The organism is Pseudoalteromonas sp. BSi20480 (genome assembly GCF_000241365.1).
Classification (GTDB): Bacteria; Pseudomonadota; Gammaproteobacteria; order Enterobacterales; family Alteromonadaceae; genus Pseudoalteromonas; species Pseudoalteromonas marina.
The window spans coordinates 25,348-46,900 of the sequence record NZ_BADX01000114.1 but is presented as its reverse complement, the minus strand read 5'-3'; the positions used below and the strand labels follow the sequence as shown (position 1 = coordinate 46,900).

Here is a 21,553-nt window from a genome sequence, read left to right as displayed (position 1 = left end):
TTTTATTACTACTTAATACACTGGTAAATAATGAAAATAATCATACTCGGTGCTGGACAGGTTGGCGCCACGCTAGCTGAAAACTTAGTAGGCGAACAAAACGAAATTACCGTAGTAGACATTGACGGTAATCGTATACGCGAACTGCAAGATAAATACGACCTTCAAGGTGTAATGGGCCACAGTGCTCACCCTGATGTTTTGCGCCGCGCCGGCGCAGACGATGCCGATATGATTATTGCGGTAACCAGCTCAGATGAAGTAAACATGGTGGCGTGCCAAGTGGCGTATAGTATTTTTAATACACCCACTAAAATTGCTCGAATTCGCTCTGAGCAGTATTTAAAATACCGTGAAAAACTTTTCCAAAACGATGATTTACCAATCGACCATTACATTGCCCCAGAAGCGTTAGTTACTAAGTATATACGCCGCTTAATTGACTACCCTGGCGCATTGCAAGTATTGCAGTTTGCCGATGGTATGCTCTCGCTAGTTGCAGTAAAAGCCTATTACGGTGGTTTATTAGTGGGCTATGCCTTATCTGCATTAAAAGAGCATATACCCAATGTAGAAACTCGCGTTGCAGCTATTTACCGTCAAGGCAAAGCCATTAAACCGCTCGGTACAACCGTTATTGAAGCCGACGATGAAGTGTTCTTCATTGCGGCAACCAAACATATACGCGCCGTAATGAACGAACTGCAGAAGCTTGAGCGTTCATACAAAAAAATAATGATTGCTGGTGGCGGTAACATTGGTGCAGGCCTTGCTCGCTCTCTTGAAAAAAATCACACCGTTAAGCTAATAGAGCGCAGTAAAGAACGTGCTGAACAGCTTTCAGAAATGCTCGACAACACGGTAGTATTTTGTGGCGACGCCTCCGATCAAGAACTTCTTTCTGAAGAACATATCGAACAAGTGGATGTGTTTATTGCCGTTACCAACGACGATGAAGCCAATATTATGTCGGCCATGCTTGCCAAACGCATGGGCGCGCAAAAAACCATGGTGCTTATTCAACGTGGTGCGTATGTAGACCTAGTACAAGGTGGCGAAATAGACATTGCCATATCGCCGCAACAGGCAACAATTTCTGCATTGTTAACCCATGTACGTCGAGGTGATATTGTTAACGTGTATTCATTGCGTAAAGGGGCTGCAGAGGCTATTGAGGCAGTTGCTCATGGCGATGAAAATACCTCCAAAGTAGTTGGCCGTGCAATTGCCGATATAAAACTACCAGCCGGAACAACTATTGGGGCCATTGTGCGTAACGACGATGTACTCATTGCCCACGACGACACCATTATTATGTCGGGCGATCACGTGATTATGTTTTTAATTGATAAAAAACATATCAACGTAGTAGAAAAGCTCTTCCAAGTAAGTGCTATATTTTTATAACGCATCAAACAAAAAAGCCGCTGAAAATGGCGGCTTTAGTGGAGTATGATTGGGGCTTATCAATGCTACTGTACTTTGGCAAATTCTTCTTTAGAAAGCTCACCATTTCCATCTGTGTCTAAATCTTTAAAAATTTTCACTAGTTGTGAGTTTACTTGAGCTTCTTCCATGCTGATAACACCGTCACTGTTGCTATCAAACGATGCAAAGTCTACCGCTGCATAAGCTGCTGAAGAAGACGCTAAAACTAAAACCGCAAGTGTCGTATTTAATGTTTTCATAGTGATGTTCCTAGTAAAATGAGAAATCCTTTTCTAAGATCCCTGTCTGTGAAAAATAGCTAAACCAATACCGGTTAACTTTAAAATTTTGCAAACTCGTCTTTAGACAGCTCACCGTTACCATCTGTATCTAGCTCTGTAAACTCAGCCATTAAATCGGTGTCTATTGCCGCTTCACTTGGGCTAATTGCTCCACTGCTGTCGGTATCTAAACTGTCAAAATCTGATGCTGCAAACGCAGCTGAAGAAGACGCTAATGCAATAAGTGCTAATGCTTTATTTAAATGTTTCATAACTTAATCCTTCATACTTAATGTTCTATCAAAAAAATGGGCTTATTGCCTTTTAAAATGGTTTCACTTCCTTGTTATCCTTTTTCGTAAGCTCCCTTGCCTACTTAGGTTGTCTTTGGCAACTCAGGATTCCATTTACTGAATTTAGGCTTTTGAAAACTCTTCTTTTGATAACTCACCATTTTGGTCTGTATCGAGCTCTGAGAACATGCTCATTAATTTTGCATCAACTGATGCTTCGGCTTGGCTAATTGCACCATTACCGTCTACATCGAGTGTATTAAAGTCAGAGCCTGCAAAAGCGGCTGACGAAGAAGCGAGTGCGATAAGTGCTAATGTTTTATTAATGCGTTTCATAGTATGTATCCTTCAAGTTGTATGTGAGTGATTGGTACTTACTGTTAATCACGTTTTTCGATTAGTACAACCAGACTATTACAACTTAAATGCCAATATTTATTAGTTTATATTTTTCAGTGCCTTACGTGTTAAATACTGAAAAAAGTGCAAATTTAAGCATTATTTTTGTAGCTATTTAGCAACGCTGGTTTAATTAAAAACTATAAGTTATTAAAAATCAGACATTTAGGTTTAATGTAAAAAACCACAAAGCGAAGTTATTTAAATGATCAAGGTGTAATTAGGTATTGAGCAGGAAGTTTTAAACTGAACAAGGTGTAAAAATAAAATAAAATATAAAAAATTTGAATGCTATATCTCTGCTTTTATTTAATAAAAAATAATAATTTAGTGGTTGGTAATTTATTTTCGTTCATAAAGTAAAAAGTCGCTATTTTGTTGCAAAATAGCGACATTAAAACCTAATCGGCATCAAGTTCTATCATAGCGGGGTCAATAAAGTGCTCTTTCATAAAAGCTTTCATCTCTTCTTTACTGGCTAATAACTTAATACCGCAACGCACGCCTGTATTATGATCTTTCACGCTGCACACTTCGCCTTCAAAGCCTTTGCTATTACTACCTAATACCACAGTGCATTGTGAGTCTTTGATGCTTTCTAGATCTGCGTCAGTTTTTACATCAAACATAGCCCCCGTTAGCGAAATATCTTTTATAACACCATCGAGTACCTTGTCATCACTGAGTTTAAGTTTTGCAGGTAATAGAGTTGGAATACGTGTTTGCGAACGTAAACTAAATAGCTGAACTTGCTTGGGGTAGTTTATAAAAATCAGCCTAACGGGGTGTGATGCAATAGATTTAATTTGCTGTCTAAACGCAATTATTTGTCCATCGTCACCCTCTATTAATGCTCTTACAACGACGGTGACGCCATCTCGTAAGTAATCATTTCCACCCGGTAAACGTTTGGCTGTAGGGAAGTTTAAAATAATAAACTTTTCATCAAGCAAGCCTACCATTTCTGTTTTCACGCGCTTACTGCTAGTGGGTGTTAATATTTCTAAGTCAACTAAACTGCCAACCGGTATATTATTTAATTTATCTGCATGTGTTGCTGGCATATCCATTCCATAAACATAGTAGTAAAACGTTGTGTTTTATCCGCGCCAAAACGTAGGCGTAAATAACACAAGCAAAGTAAAAATTTCTAGTCGGCCAAATACCATTGCAATAGTCAGCAACCATTTAGCGCCGTCGGTTATTGCACCATAATGCGACGCAACATCACCCAACCCTGGGCCTAAGTTATTTAAACACGCTGCCGTGGCCGAAAACGCCGTAATATTATCCATTCCCGTGCCCATAAGCGCCAGCATAATAATAATAAATACTAAGGCATAGGCAGAGAAGAACCCCCATACAGCTTCTACAACCTTATCGGGCAATGCTTTACGGCCAAGTTTGATTGAATAAATAGCACGAGGGTGCACTAGGCGGTTTAGCTCACGTACGCCTTGCAGGTAAAGTAAAAACACGCGCACCACTTTCATACCGCCCCCAGTAGACCCTGCACAACCACCAATAAAGCTCGAAAATATTAATAAAATAGGTAAAAACAGCGGCCATGTTGAAAAGTTATCGGTAGCAAAACCCGCCGTTGTACTCATTGATACCGCTTGAAATAGTGCTTGGTCAAGGGTTTCATCACCATTGGCGTATATCTCGTTCGACGACAACACAGTAAAACAAATAACCACCAGCGCCAATTGAATGCATAAAAATACTTTAAACTCGGGGTCGCGAATGTAGACCTGCACGTTCCGGCTTGCCACCGCAGCGTAGTGCAAGGAGAAGTTAATAGCGGCAATGATTAAAAAGAATACACAAATAAAGTTAATAACCGGGCTGTCGAAATGGCCCATAGAAGCATCATAAGTCGAAAACCCACCAATGGCGACGGTAGAAAACGCATGACAAATGGCATCAAACCAGTCCATTCCCGCCGCCCAATACGCCAACATACAGGCAATGGTTAACGACACATAAATATACCAAAGGTGCTTTGCGGTATCGGCTATGCGAGGGGTCATTTTTGAATCTTTTACTGGGCCGGGGATTTCAGCACGATACAACTGCATTCCACCAACACCTAGCATGGGCAGTATTGCAACAGCTAATACAATGATCCCCATACCGCCAAACCACTGTAATTGCTGGCGATAAAACAGCACTGACTTAGGTAAATATTCAATCCCCGTCAGCACCGTAGCGCCTGTGGTTGTTAAACCCGAAAAGGCTTCAAACACCGCATCAGCAAGGGATAAGTTAGGTTCTTGTAAAAAGATAAGAGGCAAGGATGCGAATGCCCCCAGTACCAACCAAAACAAAACCACAATTAAAAAGCCTTCACGCGCTTTTAAATCCCCGTTTTCATGTCGGTTTGGGTAATACGCTATTAAGCCAATAATAATACTGAAAATAAACGCTAAAACAAAAGGAACACCACCACCATCTTTATAAATTAAAGACACCACAGCAGGTGGCACCATGGTAATACTAAACAGCGCAACAAGTTGCCCAAGAATTTTTATGATGGTACGAAATTGCATTTAGCTAATCGCTTTTATTATTAGTAAATTCAGGCTCAATTGCGTTAGCCTGGTTAAATAGAATGAATATGCATTATATGCAACTTGTGTAGGTTATTACTCTTTAATAGTTAACTCAACTGCGCCGTGACTTAAATCAAAAATATCTTTAATTGCTTGCTGTGCTTGGCGGCTATCAATGGTGATCACCCAATCAATATTAGCAGTAAATTGCTTTTCAATGTTGAGCACTTGGTAGTGCGTTTTAAGTAGCTGCTCAATTGCGCCTTGCATACTGTATTCACTACTGCCAATTAGCTCAACACTTGGAACTTTAAGTACGGTGTCTAATTTGGCTAATGCATTATTTAACGACCCGCCATAAGCTCGTACTAACCCGCCAGTTCCAAGTTTAATCCCTCCAAAATACCGGGTCACCACGGCAGTAACTTCACCAAGTCCCGATCCCACCAGCACATTTAACATTGGTTTGCCGGCCGTACCATTGGGTTCACCATCATCTGAAAAACCATACACGTGGCTGCCACCGGGGTTACCTGCCACATGGGCCCAACAATTATGCCGAGCATCGCTGTATTTATCTTCAATACTTTTAATAAAAGCTTTAGCTGCGGCTAAATCGGGAGTGTGTGCAATATGCACAATAAACGTGCTTTTTTTAATTTCTTCTTGGTGAAACACAGCACCGGCTGGGTATTTATATTCTGACATATTTTACTTAACCAAAAAAATGGGGCCATTAGGCCCCTTCTCTTGCTAACTTATCACTTAATCTAAGTGTAAGTCGCGCGTCATATTTTCTAAACTATCATCGTGCACAATAATGTTATCTTCAATACGAATACCTCCATAAGGTTTAAACGCTTCAACCTTATCCCAGTTGATGTATTGCTTGTTGTCGGTTTGCGCTAAATCACCTAACAACGAATCAATAAAGTACAAGCCAGGTTCAATAGTAAACACCTGATTTTTCTCTATCATACGTGTACAACGTAAAAATGGATGCCCTTCTGGAGATGCTTGATGAGTACCTTTGTCGTCACTCATAAAGCCGCCCACATCGTGTACTTGTAAACCAAGGTGATGCCCTAAACCATGCGGAAAGAAAGTAGAGGTGATTTTACGCTCTACAATATCTGCAGCCGGTAAGTTAACTATATTAAAGTCGCTAAGAATTTGCGCTATGCGGTTATGACACTCAACATGTAAGTCGCCGTAAAGCATACCTGGCTTTAATCCTTTGCCTAATTCGATTTGCGTCGTCGTCATTGTATTAACTAGCTCAGCAAATTCACCCTGCATTTTGAAGTCATAAGTACGCGTTATATCTGCGGCGTAGCCGTTAAAGTTTGCGCCAGCATCAATTAAAAATGAGTTATGCGTTTGCGGTGCGTTTGGCTCAAAATGAGTGTAATGCAAAATAGCGCAGTTTTCGTTAAGCGCCACTATATTGCCATACGGCATTTCGTTTTCGCTTTGGCGTGTAGCCATAAGGTACGCTTGTTGAATATCAAACTCACTACCACCATTAAAAAAAGTGTCGCGTGCAGCTTTATGGCCATCAACCGCTATGCGGTTAGCATTACGTAAACACTCAAGTTCATACTGCGTTTTGTATGCTCTATTAAAGTGTAAATAGTTAAGCACGGGCTCTGGGTTCATTATGCTAAAGCCAAGTGCTTGAGCTACTTCTATGTATTCGCCCATGTAAGCGTACTTTGCTTTGTCATAAGGAAGTAGCTTTTCAACCTGATCGGGTTGTAACAATAGTTCTATATCAAAATACTCAGCCCAAAAATCACGTGGTTCGTCAGGTACTTTATGCCAAAAATCAACAGGACGATAAAAAATAAGCTTAGGTTTGTCGCTACCATTAACAACAATCCAGCAATGTGGATTATCAATAACAGGTAACCAAGCTTTAAAGTGAGGATTAACTTTAAACGGGTAATACATGTCGTCTAAAAATTGGCGCTTTGCTTGGCCAGAGTGAATAACTAATCCTTCTAACCCTTCGCTTTCGCAAATTGTACGAGTACGCTGCTGCAGTGTTGCAATATGTTCGGCGTATAAAACGGCTAATTTATCCATTGTTAATCCATCTGTTAAATTTAACTTGCTTTGAGTCTACCACTTATAGCTATTACGCTCAAAAAAGGGGGATGGCCCACTGTGAGCACAATCCCCCTTATTTAAACTTATGTTTACTAACCGCCTATTTTCATTTCCAGTATGGGAGCCAGTAAATTACCCTCTCGGCCCATACGAGTATGATATACCTGCCTGTAAGCAAATACATTTTTGACATAATCGCGTGTTTCTCTATACGGAATAAGCTCTATCCATAACTCTGCTGGCATTGCATCATCAGGCACCCAACGTTTTATACGATGGTAGCCTGCGTTATAAGATGCTGTAGCAAGTATCTCGTTACCATGATTTTTCTTTTTCAAGTAACGTAAATAACTGGTACCTAGCCTAATATTTGTTTTAGGTTGATATAATCGACTATTAGACACACTGCCTTTATTTACATACTTAGCAGTACTTGGCAGTAATTGCATTAAACCTCGAGCATTAGCACTTGATCGCGCGTCAGGAGCAAATGAGCTTTCACGCCTTGCAATAGCAATACTCCAAGCTACATCTATTTTATTACGCTTGCTGTAGCGCTCAAATATGTCTTGAAAAGCAAATGGAAAACGTTGTTCAACATTATCCCAGGCTTTTATTTTTGCGAGTGTGAATATCGTGCTGTCGTGCCATCCCAAATTGGTAGATAAAACAGAGGCTGCAAGCTTTTCTTCTTCATTTGAAGTGTTTGTTAAGTAATTCCATTCACGTCTCGCTGAAGTAACACGATCTAACTCATATAATGCTTTTGAACGTTTAAAACCAGGGGCATTACTCACCTTTGCGATTAATTGCTCACTCACCACTTTTGGTTGATTATTTAGATCAACCGGCAAACCTAAACGCGCAGCGGCTAAAAAACCGTAGTAGTCTCGGTTAGTCGCAATACTTTGCCACATTTTTTTAGCTGTTTGATCGTCACCGCGTTCTGCATAACTATACGCAAGCCAATATTGCTGGCCTAAACTAAGATTTTCTTTGCCTGTAAAAAACGCAGCAATACCTGCCCAATCTTGGGTTTTAAGCATGTTACCAAGCTGCCATTGCATTAATTTGTTGTCTTGGCGCTCTTTTGGCACTTTGTTTAACCAAAAACTGGCTTGCTTATGTCCGCTAGAAGCAAGTGATAAAGCAAAGGTGTAGTATAAATCTGCCTTTTCTTTATCGCTGTAGTTAAACATACGCTCTATTTTTTCCCATGCGCGCAGCGCTAGTTCTTTGTCGCGCCAAATTAGACGCTTAACACCATAAAGTGCAATTTCACCCTCTTTAGGCGATTTATTTTTATAGCGATATAATCCCGCCGCAGCGCTTGGGTCGCGGCGAACCTTTAAATATAAGTCAGCAAGGTAACGCTCATTTTTTGGTAAAAGTGTTTTTAAATAAGGTAGTAGGCTTTGCGTTCCGCCTTGCGCGGCAAGTGTAATTCGTTGCCATACAGTATCGGAATTCATATAGCCTTTTTTTGCGCCAGTACGAGAATAACGAATCGCACTCCTTAGGTTGCGACTTTCCCACCGTCCATAAATCAGTCACCTGATTTAAAATGGCTTTTTCTGGGGCGCCTAAATCTAATTGATACCCCAAATATGTACAGGTGTATTCAGCGTTACTGGTGTCGCGGTAATTACGAATATACGCCGCTTTTCTATTATTTTTTTCAAGATACTCCAGCCATACTTTACGAACGGGCCATTCAAGTGGCGTATGCTGATATATATTTAAGTAATCTTCTATTTCTGCTTGATATTTTATGCTCGGGTTTCGTTGCCAGTATGTTTTTCTACATACGGTTTTAGTGGGTGGTTTAGGTTATTAACTACGTTTTTAAACTCGCGGTAACTTGCGTTGCGTACTTTTTTTTCAGCATCTAAAAATGCGTCGTTATCGATGCTAGCCTCGGCAGAATAAAGAGGAAAAATAAAAGCAGCTGCCGAAAAACTAAATAATTGTTTTTTCATAATGTCCTTTAATAAAAAATTAAAGTAGTGAATAAAAGCTTTTTCACCACCTTAGCACCAAACCAGCTATATTTTAACCAGTCGTTTGTAACCGAGTTAAATTTTTCGTTGCATTTTCTACTCAAAGCAAGCACACTGATTGAAATGCAAACTCATCGTACCAGTCTTAGTTCGTCAACTAGGGAGAATAAAATGTTATATAAAAGCGATTCCTTTGAAGTTAGCTTCCTAAAGGAAAACATCGCCGAGTTTAAGTTTTGTGTTGCAGGTTCTGTAAACACATTATCTCAAAAAACTCTTTCAGATTGTGCAGCAGCATTAAAAGAATTAGCTGCTAATTCTGATATCAAAGGCATGGTTTTTACCAGTGATAAAGACCACTTTATTATTGGCGCCGACATCTTCGAATTTTTACCTACATTTACTAAACCTGAAGAAGATTTAGTCGTGTGGATCAAAAACGCAACTGACGTTTTTGATGCAATTGAAGATCTTCCATTCCCAACTCTAAGCGTTGTAAACGGCTTAGCACTTGGCGGCGGATGTGAGTGGGCACTTGCTACCGATTATCGTGTTGCAAGCGAAAGCGCTAAAATGGGCCTACCAGAAGTTAAACTTGGCATAATGCCTGGGTTTGGTGGCACAGTGCGCTTACCACGTATCATTGGCGCAGATAACGCCATGATGTGGATCACTTCTGGCGCTGAAAACCGCGCAGCTGACGCCCTTAAAGTAGGTGCGTTTGACGCAGTAGTTAGTGCTGACAAACTTTTAGAGTCAAGTGTAGCAACACTTGAGTTAGCGATTGCAGGCAAGCTAGATTGGCAAGCAAAACGCAACGCAAAACTACAGCCACTTAAATTAAACCGTGTTGAGCAAGGTATGAGCTTTGCTATGGCAGAAGGTATGGTAATGGGTAAAACCAAAGGCCACTATCCTGCTCCGGTTATGGCAGTGCGTACTATTAAAGCAGCGGCAAACTGTACTCGCGATGAAGCAATGGCAATCGAAAATGCTAACTTTGCAAAACTTGCGCGTACCAACGAAGCGGCAGCGCAAACGGGCATTTTCTTAAATGACCAATTCATCAAAGGCAAAGCACGCAAACTTGCTAAGCACAGCGATGTAGAAATTAAACAAGCTGCAGTATTAGGCGCGGGTATTATGGGCGGCGGTATTGCATATCAGTCTGCTTATAAAGGCACACCAATCATAATGAAAGACATCCAACAAGATGCGCTTGATTTAGGTATGGGTGAAGCGTCTAAATTATTAGGTGCAAAAGTTAAGCGTGGCCACATGCCAATGGAAAAAATGTTGGCAACACTAAGCAAAATTAAGCCAACACTTAACGATGCAGACCTACAAGACGCTAACATTATTGTTGAAGCCGTTGTAGAAAACCCTAAAGTTAAGCAAGCAGTATTAGCAGACCTTGAAAAGAACATGCCAGAAGGCACTGTACTTACATCAAATACGTCGACTATCTGTATTGACCTACTTGCTGAAGCACTTGATAAACCAGAAAACTTCTGTGGTATGCACTTTTTCAACCCAGTGCCAAAAATGCCATTAGTAGAAATTATCCGTGGTGCAAAAACGTCAGACAAAACAATTAACGCAGTCGTTGATTACGCCCTTAAACTTGGCAAGTCTCCTATTGTTGTAAACGATTGCCCAGGCTTTTTTGTAAACCGTGTTTTATTCCCGTACTTTGCAGGCTTTAGCAAATTAGTGGTTGAAGGCGCTAACTTTGCAAAAGTAGATAAAGTAATGGAAAACGTATTTGGCTGGCCTATGGGTCCGGCTTACCTACTTGATGTTGTAGGTATTGATACGGCTTATCATTGTACTGGCGTAATGGCGGACGGTTTCCCTGAGCGTATGGCACGTGCAGAAAAAGATCCGGTAACTGTTTTTGCTAACGAAAAACGTTTTGGTCAAAAGAACAAAGCAGGTTTTTACAAGTACGAAACAGACCGTCGTGGTCGTCTTAAAAAATCAAGCGATGCAACAGCCGTTGAGCTACTAGCGCCAATTACTGATGCACCAAAAGAATTCGATAAGCAAGAAATCATTGACCGTTGTATGATTCCAATGATCAACGAAGTACTTCTTTGTTTACAAGAAGGCATTGTTGCTTCTCCACAAGAAGCTGATATGGCACTTGTTTACGGCGTTGGTTTCCCTCCATTTAGAGGCGGCGCGTTCCGTTACTTAGATCAAACTGGTTTAGCTAACTTTGTTGCAGCAGCAGACAAGTACGCTCACCTAGGTGCGATTTACCAAGTATCAGAGCAAACTCGCAAATGGGCTGAAGAAGGCCGTGTTTTCTATAAGGTGGAAGGTTAATATCATGAATAATCCAGTAATTGTAGATTGTATCCGCACACCAATGGGTCGCTCAAAAGGCGGCGTATTTAAAAACAAGCGTGCGGAAGACTTAAGCGCTCATTTAATGAAGGGCTTACTAGAACGCAACCCAGCGGTTGATCCAGCATCAATCGACGACATTTATTGGGGTTGTGTACAGCAAACATTAGAGCAAGGCTTTAACGTTGCACGTAACGCATCACTACTTGCGGGTATTCCACACTCAGTACCAGCAACCACAGTTAACCGCTTATGTGGTTCGTCAATGCAAGCATTGCATGACGCAGCACGCGCCATTATGACGGGCGCTGGCGACACTTACCTAATTGGTGGTGTTGAGCACATGGGCCACGTTCCTATGACTCACGGTAACGACTTTCACCCAGGCTTAGCAACTTCAATTGCACAAGCGTCTGGCTCTATGGGTTTAACAGCAGAATACCTTGCGACTATTCACGGTATCAGCCGTCAGCAGCAAGATGAATTTGCTTATCGCTCACATCAACGTGCACATGCTGCAACAGTTGAAGGCCGTTTCCGCCGCGAAATTTTAGCAATGGAAGGTCATGCAGCAGATGGTTCTTTAATTTTAGTTGAAGATGATGAAGTAATTCGTCCTGAAACAACAGTTGAAGGTTTATCTCAGCTTCGCCCAGTATTTAACCCTGCTTCGGGTTCAGTAACAGCCGGTACGTCTTCAGCACTATCTGATGGCGCATCAGCTATGTTAGTAATGAGCGAAGAAAAAGCAAAAGAGCTAGGTTTACCAATTCGTGCGCGCATTAAAGCAATGGCGGTTGCTGGTTGCGATCCATCAATCATGGGTTACGGCCCAGTACCAGCAAGTAAAAAAGCACTTGCCCAAGCTGGTATCACTATTGATGACATCGACGTAGCTGAGCTTAATGAAGCCTTTGCTGCGCAATCACTACCAGTACTTAAAGACTTAGGTTTAGCTGATGTGGTTGACGAAAAAGTTAACTTGAATGGCGGCGCTATCGCACTGGGTCACCCTCTGGGTTGTTCTGGTTCGCGTATTAGCACCTCGCTAATTCACTTAATGGAAGACAAAAATGCTAAGTACGGTTTAGCGACAATGTGTATTGGTTTAGGCCAAGGTATCGCAACTGTATTTGAGCGTGTTCAAGACTAATACTCTTAACACGTGAACCATCTTGGTGAGTAAAAAGGCGCACTGACGAAAGTTAGTTCGCCTTTTTTATTTGCCAAATTTTAAGGCGCTATACTAACGCAATTTAGATTTGTGTTGTTGTGATCGGGTTTATAATTTAGCGTTGATATAAATAAACTGAAGTTTAAACTGATCCAGATCTAAGTAAAATAGTTAATATATACTTAAAATTACGCTAAACTTTGGCGCAACAAAAAATCTGACTACTCGTAAAGTCACAGATTTGAAAACTATTTACAGGCATACGTACTATGAATTTTGATAATCCCGATCACCAATTAGATGCCATTGGCCTTCGCTGCCCCGAGCCAGTAATGATGGTACGTGCTGCTATTCGTAAAATGAACGACGGTGAAACACTGTTAATAACCGCTGATGACCCATCAACCACCCGTGATATTCCAAGCTTTTGTGTATTTATGGATCACACGCTGGTGGCTAAAGATGCCGATGAAGCACCGTATAGATATGTGGTGAAGAAAGGGTTGTAAAGTTCTCAGTTCTCAGTTCTCAGTTCTCAGTTCTCAGTTTTAAAATAGAAACCGTGCTCGTTAAATCAAGTACGGTTTTTTACTTCTCTTTACGCTAAAAACTGACAACTATAAACATTCTGCTATTTCTTAGTAATAGTCACTTTTGGCTCGTCATAGTCACTAAAATCAATGCTTACTATGTATGTGCCTTTTATCGCAGGTGTGTAACTAAAGTAATTATAAATAGTATTACAGTCTGCCGTTGCTGCTTGCCCAAGTGTTAAACTTTGACCTTGTGGGAATGAGTCGCTGTAACCACAGTTAAAGCCTTCACTAAAATCGGCATCGGCAATTTTGAATTCGTACACTTTACCCGGTGTGCTAAATTTTACCTGCGCTTGATACAGTGCTGGGCCCACTAAGCTAAATTGGTACTGTGGCTCTGCGTCCCATAAAGTAAAATCGCCTCGCAGGTACATGGTGCGGTCGAGTTCTTTTTGTGGCAATACATCGTTAATTGATATTTGGCTTGAACATGCACTGAGTAACCCAGCAATAGCGAGTGGTATTATTTTTTTTATTGAAATCATCAATTTTCATCCTATTCATTATACCTATTAGCTTAATTAATCTAGGTAGGTATTAAAACTAAAAAGCCAGCGTTATGCTGGTCTTTTTAAATTGCTAATGGTTGTTATTTTTGTAAAACAGAAATATCTGCAATATCTAAAAATAAACTACTTAACTGACTTAATAGCGCAAGGCGATTTTGCTTAACAGCTTCATCGTCGGCCATAACCATTACGTTGTCAAAAAAGTTATCAACACTTTCACGAATGCCTGCCAATTGGCTAAGCGCTTCTTGGTAGTTTCCATCGGCATAAAGTGGTGCAAGCTCAGTTGCAAATTTTGCCACTTGTGATGCCAATACTTTTTCAGCGTCGTCGCTTAATAAGCTCTCAACAACATTACCTTGGCTTGTGATGTCATTTTTAGCAAGAATGTTACTTACGCGTTTATTTGCGGCTGCAAGGGCTTCTGCTGCGTCTAAAGTACGGAAGTGGCTTACGGCTTTAACACGACGGTCAAAATCAACTGGTTTAGTTGGACGACGTGCTAGCACAGCTTGAATAACATCTACTTCAATACCTTCGTCTTGATACCATGCACGGAAACGTCCAAGCATAAATTCAAATACGTCGGTTGATACATTTAGATTAGTTAGCTTATCGCCAAACAATGTTTGTGCTTTTGCTACTAGGTCTAAAATATCAAGAGGTAACTCTTTTTCTACCATAATACGCAGTGCACCAATAGCAGCACGACGAAGTGCAAATGGGTCTTTATCACCTTTTGGTGCTTGGCCTATACCAAAAATACCCACCAGCGTATCAAACTTATCTGCAATGGCTACTGCACAACTAATTAGGTTTGTAGGTAAGTTGTCGCCTGCAAAGCGTGGCATGTATTGCTCGTTTTGTGCAAGCGCTACATCTTCTGCTTCACCGTCAAAGCGAGCGTAATGCATTCCCATTACACCTTGTACATCGGTAAATTCCATTACCATTTCGGTCATTAAGTCTGTTTTACTTAATAGGCCTGCACGTTTTGCTAAGTCTTTATCTGCGCCTAATTGCTCAGCAATATACCCTGCAAGTTCGCTAATACGCTCAGACTTGTCTTTAAGCGTACCTAATTGCTTTTGGAATAAAACGGTATCAAGCGATTCTAAACGGCTTTCTAATGTTTTCTTTTTGTCGGTCTCAAAGAAGAACTGTGCATCAGCCAAACGTGGGCGTACAACTTTTTCGTTACCAGAAATTACTACGCTTGGATCTTTACTCTCGATGTTAGATACAAACAAAAACTTATTTAAAAGCTTGCCGTTTTGATCTAATAACGGGAAGTATTTTTGATCGTCCTTCATGGTGTAAATTAGCGCTTCGGCTGGTACATCTAAAAATGCTTCTTCAAATGTTGCCGTTAAAGTAACTGGCCACTCTACCAGTGAAGTAACTTCTTCTAGTAAATCTTCATCCATTGCAACAACAGCGTTAACTGCGCTTGCAGCTTCTTCTATTTGTGCACGTATTTGCGCTTTACGTTGTTCGTAATCAGCAATAACGTAAGCAGATTTAAGTACATCAAAAACCTCATCAGCATGGTTAATGCTAATTTTTTCTGGGTGATGAAAACGGTGACCTTGAAGTTGGTTACTTACTTGCTTACCAAGAATCTCACCTTCTAGCAATTCGCTACCAAATAAAATAGTGACGGTATGAACTGGGCGAATAAATTGTGTTTTATTCGCACCCCAGCGCATTGGCTTTGGTATTGGTAATTTACTTAACGCTTTTGCGATAGCATCTGCCATTAGCGTTTTAGTTTCTTGCCCTGCTACTTTAGCAATGTGCAATAACCATGCGCCTTTATCCGTTTCAAGTGTTTGTGCTTCACTTACCTCAATACCACAACCGCGTGCCCAACCCATTGCTGCTTTTGTAGGGTTACCTTCACTATCAAATGCTGCTTTAGTTGCTGGGCCGCGCTTTTCAACTTCTTTGTCCTGTTGTTTAGCTTCAAGTGCTTTAACTTGTAAACCTAAACGACGAGGCGATGCATACCAGCTTACGCCTTGATGTGCTAATTCTAGCGATTCTAACTCTTGAGTTAAATTTGCAGCAAATGCCTCGGCAAGTTTACGCAACGACTTTGGTGGCAACTCTTCAGTGCCAATTTCTACTAATAAATTTTGTGCTGTCATGCTTACTTATCCTTACACAGCGGGAAACCAAGCGCTTCGCGTGCATCGTAATAACTTTGTGCACACGCTTTTGATAACGCACGAACACGTAAAATATAACGCTGACGTTCTGTTACCGATATAGCATGGCGCGCGTCTAATAGGTTGAATGCATGCGATGCTTTCATCACTTGCTCGTAGGCAGGAAGTGGTAAATTTGCTTCTATTAACTTTTGGCTCTCAGCTTCACACTTATCAAACTGCGCAAACAAGTCTTCTACGTTTGCATGTTCAAAGTTGTAGGTTGATTGCTCAACTTCATTTTGATGGAACACATCACCGTAAGTTACGCGCCCTAGTGGACCGTCTGCCCATACTAGGTCGTAAATGCTATCTACGCCTTGAATATACATTGCTAAACGCTCTAGGCCGTAAGTAATCTCGCCAGTTACTGGTGAGCACTCTAATCCACCTACTTGTTGGAAGTAGGTAAATTGCGTTACCTCCATACCGTTTAACCAAATTTCCCAACCTAAGCCCCATGCACCTAGCGTTGGTGATTCCCAGTTATCTTCTACAAAGCGTACTTCGTGAGTTAGGGTATCAATACCCATTGCTTCTAGTGAGCCTAAGTAAAGCTCTTGGATGTTATCTGGTGATGGTTTTAAGACTACCTGAAATTGGTAGTAATGTTGTAAGCGGTTTGGGTTTTCACCATAGCGGCCATCCGTAGGACGGCGACACGGTTGTACGTATGCGCTAGACATTGGCTCAGGGCCAATTGATTTCAAAAATGTTTGCGGGTGAAATGTCCCAGCGCCCACTTCCATATCAAGTGGTTGAATAATGACACAGCCTTGCTGTGCCCAATAATCCTGTAAAGCCAGGATCAAACCTTGGAAGGTTTTTACGTCGTATTTTTGCATATTTGGCTTTTTACTATCTAAGAAGTAGCGTGAAAATTATCCTTAGTATACCGTGTGTACACTCAGGTTTTAAGCAGTTTGTGTATTTGTAGAAAATAAAAAGGAGCCCTTAGGCTCCTTTTTATTATCTAAATATGTTTTTACACGTCTAAGTTAACTACGCGTAGTGCGTTAGTTTCGATAAAGTCACGACGTGGCTCTACCTGATCGCCCATAAGCGTAGCAAATAACTGATCCGCGCCTACAGCATCTTCAATGGTTACTTGTAACATACGGCGTGCGTCTGGATCCATGGTAGTTTCCCAAAGTTGATCTGGGTTCATCTCACCCAACCCTTTGTAGCGTTGAATATAGATCCCGCGCTTAGATTCAGTGATCAACCATTCCAAAGCATCCACAAAGTTATCAACAGGTTTTGTTTTCTCACCGCGTTGAATATAAGCACCTTCTGTAATGATGTTTGCAATGTTAACACCAGTCACAGCAATACGTTGGTAGTCACGCGATGTGATGAAGTCGTAGCTTAGTACGTGAGACTTATCTACACCGTGTTGACGAATATTCACAACAGGATAATACAAGTTACGCTCTGCATCATACTGAGTTGCAGCGTTGAAAATAGTTGCATCTTCGTCACGGTCAACTAAATCGTCAACAAGCTCTTTTGTCCACGCAATTACTTTAGCTTCGTCTGCAAGGTCTTCTTTGGTCAACTCGCTTTGGTAGATTAAACGTTCCATTACCGTGTTAGGGTATTTACGTTTTAAGCGCTCGATTACTTTAACTGTATTTTGGTAATCGTGAACTATTTTCTCTAATGCTTCACCTTCAAGCGCAGATGCGTCTGCACTTGTGTATAAAGCTGCATTATTAAGTGCAAGCGATGTTAAGTACTCAACAAGTGCTGGGTCATCTTTTATATAGCGCTCTTGCTTACCTTTTTTCACTTTATAAAGTGGTGGTTGAGCAATATAAATATATCCGCGCTCTACAATTTCCGGCATTTGACGATAGAAGAACGTAAGCAATAAAGTACGAATGTGAGAACCATCTACGTCCGCATCGGTCATGATGATAATACGGTGATAACGTAGTTTTTCAGGGTTATATTCGTCACGGCCAATACCACAACCTAATGCAGTAATTAGTGTTGCAACTTCTTGTGAAGACAGCATTTTATCAAAACGTGCTTTTTCTACGTTTAGAATTTTACCTTTAAGCGGAAGAATCGCCTGATTCTTACGGTTACGACCCTGCTTGGCTGAACCGCCAGCAGAGTCCCCTTCCACTATATAAAGTTCTGATTGTGCAGGATCTTTTTCCTGACAATCGGCTAATTTACCCGGTAAACCTGCAAGATCCATTGCGCCTTTACGACGTGTCATTTCACGCGCTTTACGTGCCGCTTCACGCGCACGTGATGCATCTATAATTTTCCCAACAACAATTTTTGCATCTACTGGGTTTTCTAATAAAAACTCAGTGAACTTCTCAGCCATTGCTTGTTCTACGGCAGACTTAACTTCGCTAGATACTAGCTTATCTTTTGTTTGCGAAGAGAACTTAGGATCAGGAACTTTAACACTAATTACAGCAGTCAAACCTTCACGCGCATCGTCACCGGTTGCGTTACTGGTTGTTTTTGCTTTCTTGTTAAAGCCTTCTTTTTCCATAAAGTTATTAAGTGTACGTGTTAGCGCAGATCTAAAACCGGCTAAGTGAGTACCACCATCACGTTGTGGAATGTTATTTGTAAAACAGTAAATGTTTTCTTGGTATGCGTCATTCCATTGCATTGATACTTCAACGCTAATTCCGTCTTCTACACGCTCATGTGTAAAGTGGAAAACGCCTTTATGAATAGGTGTTTTGTTACGGTTAATGTATTCAACAAATGCCTGAATACCACCTTCGTATTTAAAGTGGTCGCTTTTATTTTCTTCACGCTCATCATTTAAAATGATACTAACGCCCGAGTTAAGGAACGACAGTTCACGTAGGCGTTTTGCTAAAATATCGTAATGAAAATCTAAATTAGTGAATGTTTCTGCACTTGGCCAAAAACGTAGTTCTGTACCCGTTGTTTCAGAATCTCCAATAACAGCGAGTGGCGCATCTGGTACACCCATAGTGTAAAACTGCTCATGAAGTTTACCTTCTCGACGCACGGTTAGTTTTAATTTTTCTGAAAGTGCGTTTACAACCGAAACACCCACACCATGCAAGCCGCCTGATACTTTATAAGAGTTATCATCAAACTTACCACCAGCATGAAGTACCGTCATGATTACTTCGGCAGCAGAAACGCCTTCTTCTTCATGGATAGACACTGGGATACCACGGCCATTATCTCTAACCGATACAGAGCCATCTAAGTGAATCGTTACAAAAATATCATCACAATGACCAGCAAGGGCTTCGTCTATTGAGTTATCAACGACCTCAAACACCATGTGGTGTAAGCCTGTGCCATCATCGGTGTCCCCTATATACATCCCAGGACGCTTTCTTACTGCGTCTAATCCTTTAAGTACTTTAATACTCGACGAGTCATAATTCTCAGACATGGTTAATCCCACTTATCTTGTTATTAGGTTGCCATGTTTCACGTGGAACATTTTTAGTTCTCGTTGCATGGGTTCCACCACAGCAGAAATACTCTCAGATAAAATTGAAGAGATAAATATTTGAGAACTGCAGTGAGACAATAGTTGTCCAACTTTCTCTTTTGTATCTTCGCCTAACTCTGAGGGTAAATCATCTATTAGCAATATAGATTGCTTATCGGTCTCTGACTCAATTAAGCTATTTTGCGTTACTTTTAACGCATACAATAATAACTTTAACTGCCCGCGTGAGAACGTATTCTCTACACTGTTGCCAGCGACACTGAAACTAAAGTCGGCCTTATGTGGGCCTTTACTTGTAAATCCTTGGCGAGCATCTCGCTCAAAGTTTTGCTCTAACGCATCTGCAAGAGATTCATTCTCTTTCCAGCCTGCATTAAACGTCATTTCTAAATCGCGTATAAGCGTTAATTCTGAGCACATTTTATCAAAAAATTGCTGCTTAAACCTACTTATATACGCCAATCTTAATTTATTTATTTCTTCAGCCAGTCTAACAAATTCTTTGTCCCAAAACTTAATTTGGTCAAAATAATTCTTAGGCTTAGATTTTAGTAAAGCATTACGCTGTTTTAATACTTTATTAAACGATTGCCACAAGTAAAAAAACTCATGTTCCACGTGGAACAAACCTAAGTCTAAAAACTTTCTACGCTCTTTTGGCCCACCAAAAAATAAAGAATAACTTTCAGGCGTAATAATTTGAACAGGCATTAGCTGTGCAAGCTCAGATATTTTACGGCTCGCTTTACCCTGAATCTTTAAATTTGTTTCACCTAAACGCGTTTTGCTAATACCAATAGGAATTGATAAATCATGCACCGTCTTTCGGCCATGAATTACAAATTGCTCTTGCTGGTGTGCAATAATGCTTTTGTGCTTTGGTGTTCTAAAAGACTTGCCGTGAGAAAGGTAATAAATAGCTTCTAAAAGGCTGGTTTTTCCGCTGCCATTTTCACCATATATAATGTTTACGCCATTAACAGGTTCTAGCGTCAGCGCCTCAATATTACGAAAATATTTGAGGCTCAAATGACTTAAGCTCATTATATGTTTGTGATCTTATAAACGCATAGGCATAACAACATACATTGCTTCATCATCACCAGCGCCTTCTATTAGTGCACTGCTGTTTGAGTCTGCTAACGTAAACTGTACATCTTCAGTTTTTAATGTGTTTAATACATCCAAAACATATGAAACATTAAAACCAATTTCTAACTCATCACCCTGATAATTTACTTCAACAACCTCTTCAGCTTGTTCTTGCTCTGGGTTATTGGCAGTAATTTTTAATAAACCATTTGATAAGTTTAAGCGTACACCACGAAACTTCTCATTTGATAAAATAGATACACGCTGAAAAGCATTTCGTAACCATTCACGGTTGGCAATAATTGTTTTATCACCGCCTCGTGGAAGTACACGACGGTAATCAGGAAAACGACCATCAACTAGTTTACTGGTAAACGTAAACTCAATGTCAATAATACGAATGTGATTAGCACCGAATTGAATAGTGACTAGCTCATCGTCGGCAACCATAAGGCGCATGATTTCTTGCACACCTTTACGTGGAATAATTAATTGGCGTTGAGTATTAAGTGATTGAGTAAGCTTTTTCTGTGCAATCGCCAAGCGGTGTCCGTCGGTAGCCACCGTTTTAATATCGCTATTATCAACTTCAAACGACATACCGTTTAAGTAATAACGTACATCTTGGTTTGCCATTGAAAAGTGCGTGCTTTCAAGTAATTTACGAAGCTCTAAACGCGTTAGTTGAAATTCAACTTCACCATCCCATTCTTCTAAATTGGGGAAGTCAGCCGCTGATAACGTTGTAAGTGAAAAACGACTTTTACCACTCGTTAATAACAACTGGTGGTCTTGTAAGCTTAACGTAATGTCTGAACCTTCAGGTAGACTTTTACAAATATCGAGTAACTTTTTAGCAGGTAAAGTTAATTTTGTATCGGCAATATCATCACCAACAAAAACACCAGACACTAATTCAATTTCAAGGTCGGTCCCTGTCATCGAAAGCTGTCCGTTTTCTACTACTAACAAAACGTTAGATAAAATTGGTAACGTATGCTTACGCTCAATTGCGCCCGATACTTGAACCAATGGCTTTAAAAATTGTTGTCTTGATATTGTTATTTGCATAAAAAA

General features: G+C 40.6%; 17 protein-coding genes and 1 pseudogene. 4 read left to right on the top strand and 14 right to left on the bottom strand.

Annotated features, from left to right (window positions below):
- Window positions 1–30 precede the first annotated feature (30 nt).
- Window positions 31–1,407, top strand: a complete 1,377-nt coding sequence (gene trkA, locus P20480_RS06440) for a Trk system potassium transporter TrkA (RefSeq protein WP_006793999.1) — start codon at window positions 31–33, stop codon at window positions 1,405–1,407.
- Window positions 1,408–1,472: 65 nt separating this feature from the next.
- Here trkA and P20480_RS06445 read toward each other — a convergent pair whose 3' ends face one another.
- From P20480_RS06445 to P20480_RS18340, 8 genes and pseudogenes are all read right to left on the bottom strand, one after another.
- Window positions 1,473–1,688: an EF-hand domain-containing protein gene (locus P20480_RS06445; RefSeq protein ID WP_006793998.1), complete on the bottom strand. Its 216-nt coding sequence runs from the start codon at window positions 1,686–1,688 to the stop codon at window positions 1,473–1,475.
- 80 nt (window positions 1,689–1,768) lie between these two features.
- On the bottom strand, window positions 1,769–1,981 hold the full coding sequence (locus P20480_RS06450) for a calmodulin (RefSeq protein WP_006793997.1): 213 nt from the start codon (window positions 1,979–1,981) through the stop codon (window positions 1,769–1,771).
- Window positions 1,982–2,125: 144 nt separating this feature from the next.
- A complete protein-coding gene (locus P20480_RS06455) occupies window positions 2,126–2,338 on the bottom strand; it encodes an EF-hand domain-containing protein (RefSeq protein WP_006793996.1) in 213 nt (70 codons plus the stop codon).
- A gap of 464 nt (window positions 2,339–2,802) precedes the next feature.
- Window positions 2,803–3,465, bottom strand: a complete 663-nt coding sequence (locus P20480_RS06460; protein WP_008130798.1) for a flagellar brake domain-containing protein — start codon at window positions 3,463–3,465, stop codon at window positions 2,803–2,805.
- Between the two features lie 36 nt (window positions 3,466–3,501).
- Window positions 3,502–4,953 carry a TrkH family potassium uptake protein gene (locus tag P20480_RS06465; RefSeq protein WP_008130797.1) on the bottom strand — a complete coding sequence of 484 codons (1,452 nt, stop codon included), beginning with the start codon at window positions 4,951–4,953 and terminating at the stop codon, window positions 3,502–3,504.
- A 96-nt stretch (window positions 4,954–5,049) separates the two neighbouring features.
- The gene (locus tag P20480_RS06470) at window positions 5,050–5,664 is read right to left on the bottom strand and encodes a YigZ family protein (RefSeq protein WP_006793993.1); all 615 of its coding nucleotides are present in this window, start codon (window positions 5,662–5,664) and stop codon (window positions 5,050–5,052) included.
- A gap of 57 nt (window positions 5,665–5,721) precedes the next feature.
- Window positions 5,722–7,044, bottom strand: a complete 1,323-nt coding sequence (gene pepQ, locus P20480_RS06475; protein WP_008130795.1) for a Xaa-Pro dipeptidase — start codon at window positions 7,042–7,044, stop codon at window positions 5,722–5,724.
- A gap of 116 nt (window positions 7,045–7,160) precedes the next feature.
- Window positions 7,161–9,047: pseudogene (locus P20480_RS18340) on the bottom strand (transglycosylase SLT domain-containing protein).
- A 192-nt stretch (window positions 9,048–9,239) separates the two neighbouring features.
- On the opposite strand from P20480_RS18340, the gene fadB reads away from it, so the two are divergent.
- The 3 genes from fadB to tusA all read left to right on the top strand — a co-directional run bounded on the left by fadB (window position 9,240) and on the right by tusA (window position 13,103).
- Entirely contained in the window at window positions 9,240–11,399 is a 2,160-nt protein-coding gene (gene fadB, locus P20480_RS06480; RefSeq protein WP_008130792.1) for a fatty acid oxidation complex subunit alpha FadB, read from the top strand.
- 4 nt (window positions 11,400–11,403) lie between these two features.
- On the top strand, window positions 11,404–12,573 hold the full coding sequence (gene fadA, locus P20480_RS06485; protein ID WP_008130791.1) for an acetyl-CoA C-acyltransferase FadA: 1,170 nt from the start codon (window positions 11,404–11,406) through the stop codon (window positions 12,571–12,573).
- Window positions 12,574–12,863: 290 nt separating this feature from the next.
- Window positions 12,864–13,103 (top strand): sulfurtransferase TusA, encoded by a 240-nt coding sequence (gene tusA / locus P20480_RS06490; RefSeq protein ID WP_006793987.1) that lies wholly within the window; start codon window positions 12,864–12,866, stop codon window positions 13,101–13,103.
- 122 nt (window positions 13,104–13,225) lie between these two features.
- Here tusA and P20480_RS06495 read toward each other — a convergent pair whose 3' ends face one another.
- From P20480_RS06495 to dnaN, 6 genes are all read right to left on the bottom strand, one after another.
- Window positions 13,226–13,675, bottom strand: coding sequence for an early set domain-containing protein (locus P20480_RS06495; RefSeq protein ID WP_008130788.1), 450 nt, complete (start codon window positions 13,673–13,675; stop codon window positions 13,226–13,228).
- 104 nt (window positions 13,676–13,779) lie between these two features.
- The gene (gene glyS, locus P20480_RS06500) at window positions 13,780–15,849 is read right to left on the bottom strand and encodes a glycine--tRNA ligase subunit beta (protein WP_008130782.1); all 2,070 of its coding nucleotides are present in this window, start codon (window positions 15,847–15,849) and stop codon (window positions 13,780–13,782) included.
- 2 nt (window positions 15,850–15,851) lie between these two features.
- Window positions 15,852–16,754 (bottom strand): glycine--tRNA ligase subunit alpha, encoded by a 903-nt coding sequence (glyQ, locus tag P20480_RS06505; protein WP_008130780.1) that lies wholly within the window; start codon window positions 16,752–16,754, stop codon window positions 15,852–15,854.
- Window positions 16,755–16,894: 140 nt separating this feature from the next.
- Window positions 16,895–19,321: a DNA topoisomerase (ATP-hydrolyzing) subunit B gene (gyrB, locus tag P20480_RS06510; protein ID WP_008130779.1), complete on the bottom strand. Its 2,427-nt coding sequence runs from the start codon at window positions 19,319–19,321 to the stop codon at window positions 16,895–16,897.
- 12 nt (window positions 19,322–19,333) lie between these two features.
- Window positions 19,334–20,428: a DNA replication/repair protein RecF gene (gene recF / locus P20480_RS06515; RefSeq protein ID WP_008130777.1), complete on the bottom strand. Its 1,095-nt coding sequence runs from the start codon at window positions 20,426–20,428 to the stop codon at window positions 19,334–19,336.
- Window positions 20,429–20,443: 15 nt separating this feature from the next.
- Entirely contained in the window at window positions 20,444–21,547 is a 1,104-nt protein-coding gene (gene dnaN / locus P20480_RS06520) for a DNA polymerase III subunit beta (RefSeq protein ID WP_006793980.1), read from the bottom strand.
- Window positions 21,548–21,553 lie beyond the last annotated feature (6 nt).

What these genes read in the sequence shown, in the direction of transcription:
- glyQ (WP_008130780.1), bottom strand. Translation starts at nt 16,754, where the DNA reads ATGCAAAAATACGACGTAAAAACCTTCCAAGGTTTGATCCTGGCTTTA.
- recF (WP_008130777.1), bottom strand. Translation starts at nt 20,428, where the DNA reads ATGAGCTTAAGTCATTTGAGCCTCAAATATTTTCGTAATATTGAGGCG.
- fadB (WP_008130792.1), top strand. Translation starts at nt 9,240, where the DNA reads ATGTTATATAAAAGCGATTCCTTTGAAGTTAGCTTCCTAAAGGAAAAC.
- P20480_RS06445 (WP_006793998.1), bottom strand. Translation starts at nt 1,688, where the DNA reads ATGAAAACATTAAATACGACACTTGCGGTTTTAGTTTTAGCGTCTTCT.
- P20480_RS06470 (WP_006793993.1), bottom strand. Translation starts at nt 5,664, where the DNA reads ATGTCAGAATATAAATACCCAGCCGGTGCTGTGTTTCACCAAGAAGAA.
- pepQ (WP_008130795.1), bottom strand. Translation starts at nt 7,044, where the DNA reads ATGGATAAATTAGCCGTTTTATACGCCGAACATATTGCAACACTGCAG.
- gyrB (WP_008130779.1), bottom strand. Translation starts at nt 19,321, where the DNA reads ATGTCTGAGAATTATGACTCGTCGAGTATTAAAGTACTTAAAGGATTA.
- P20480_RS06450 (WP_006793997.1), bottom strand. Translation starts at nt 1,981, where the DNA reads ATGAAACATTTAAATAAAGCATTAGCACTTATTGCATTAGCGTCTTCT.
- glyS (WP_008130782.1), bottom strand. Translation starts at nt 15,849, where the DNA reads ATGACAGCACAAAATTTATTAGTAGAAATTGGCACTGAAGAGTTGCCA.
- tusA (WP_006793987.1), top strand. Translation starts at nt 12,864, where the DNA reads ATGAATTTTGATAATCCCGATCACCAATTAGATGCCATTGGCCTTCGC.
- dnaN (WP_006793980.1), bottom strand. Translation starts at nt 21,547, where the DNA reads ATGCAAATAACAATATCAAGACAACAATTTTTAAAGCCATTGGTTCAA.
- trkA (WP_006793999.1), top strand. Translation starts at nt 31, where the DNA reads ATGAAAATAATCATACTCGGTGCTGGACAGGTTGGCGCCACGCTAGCT.
- P20480_RS06460 (WP_008130798.1), bottom strand. Translation starts at nt 3,465, where the DNA reads ATGCCAGCAACACATGCAGATAAATTAAATAATATACCGGTTGGCAGT.
- fadA (WP_008130791.1), top strand. Translation starts at nt 11,404, where the DNA reads ATGAATAATCCAGTAATTGTAGATTGTATCCGCACACCAATGGGTCGC.
- P20480_RS06455 (WP_006793996.1), bottom strand. Translation starts at nt 2,338, where the DNA reads ATGAAACGCATTAATAAAACATTAGCACTTATCGCACTCGCTTCTTCG.
- P20480_RS06495 (WP_008130788.1), bottom strand. Translation starts at nt 13,675, where the DNA reads ATGATTTCAATAAAAAAAATAATACCACTCGCTATTGCTGGGTTACTC.
- P20480_RS06465 (WP_008130797.1), bottom strand. Translation starts at nt 4,953, where the DNA reads ATGCAATTTCGTACCATCATAAAAATTCTTGGGCAACTTGTTGCGCTG.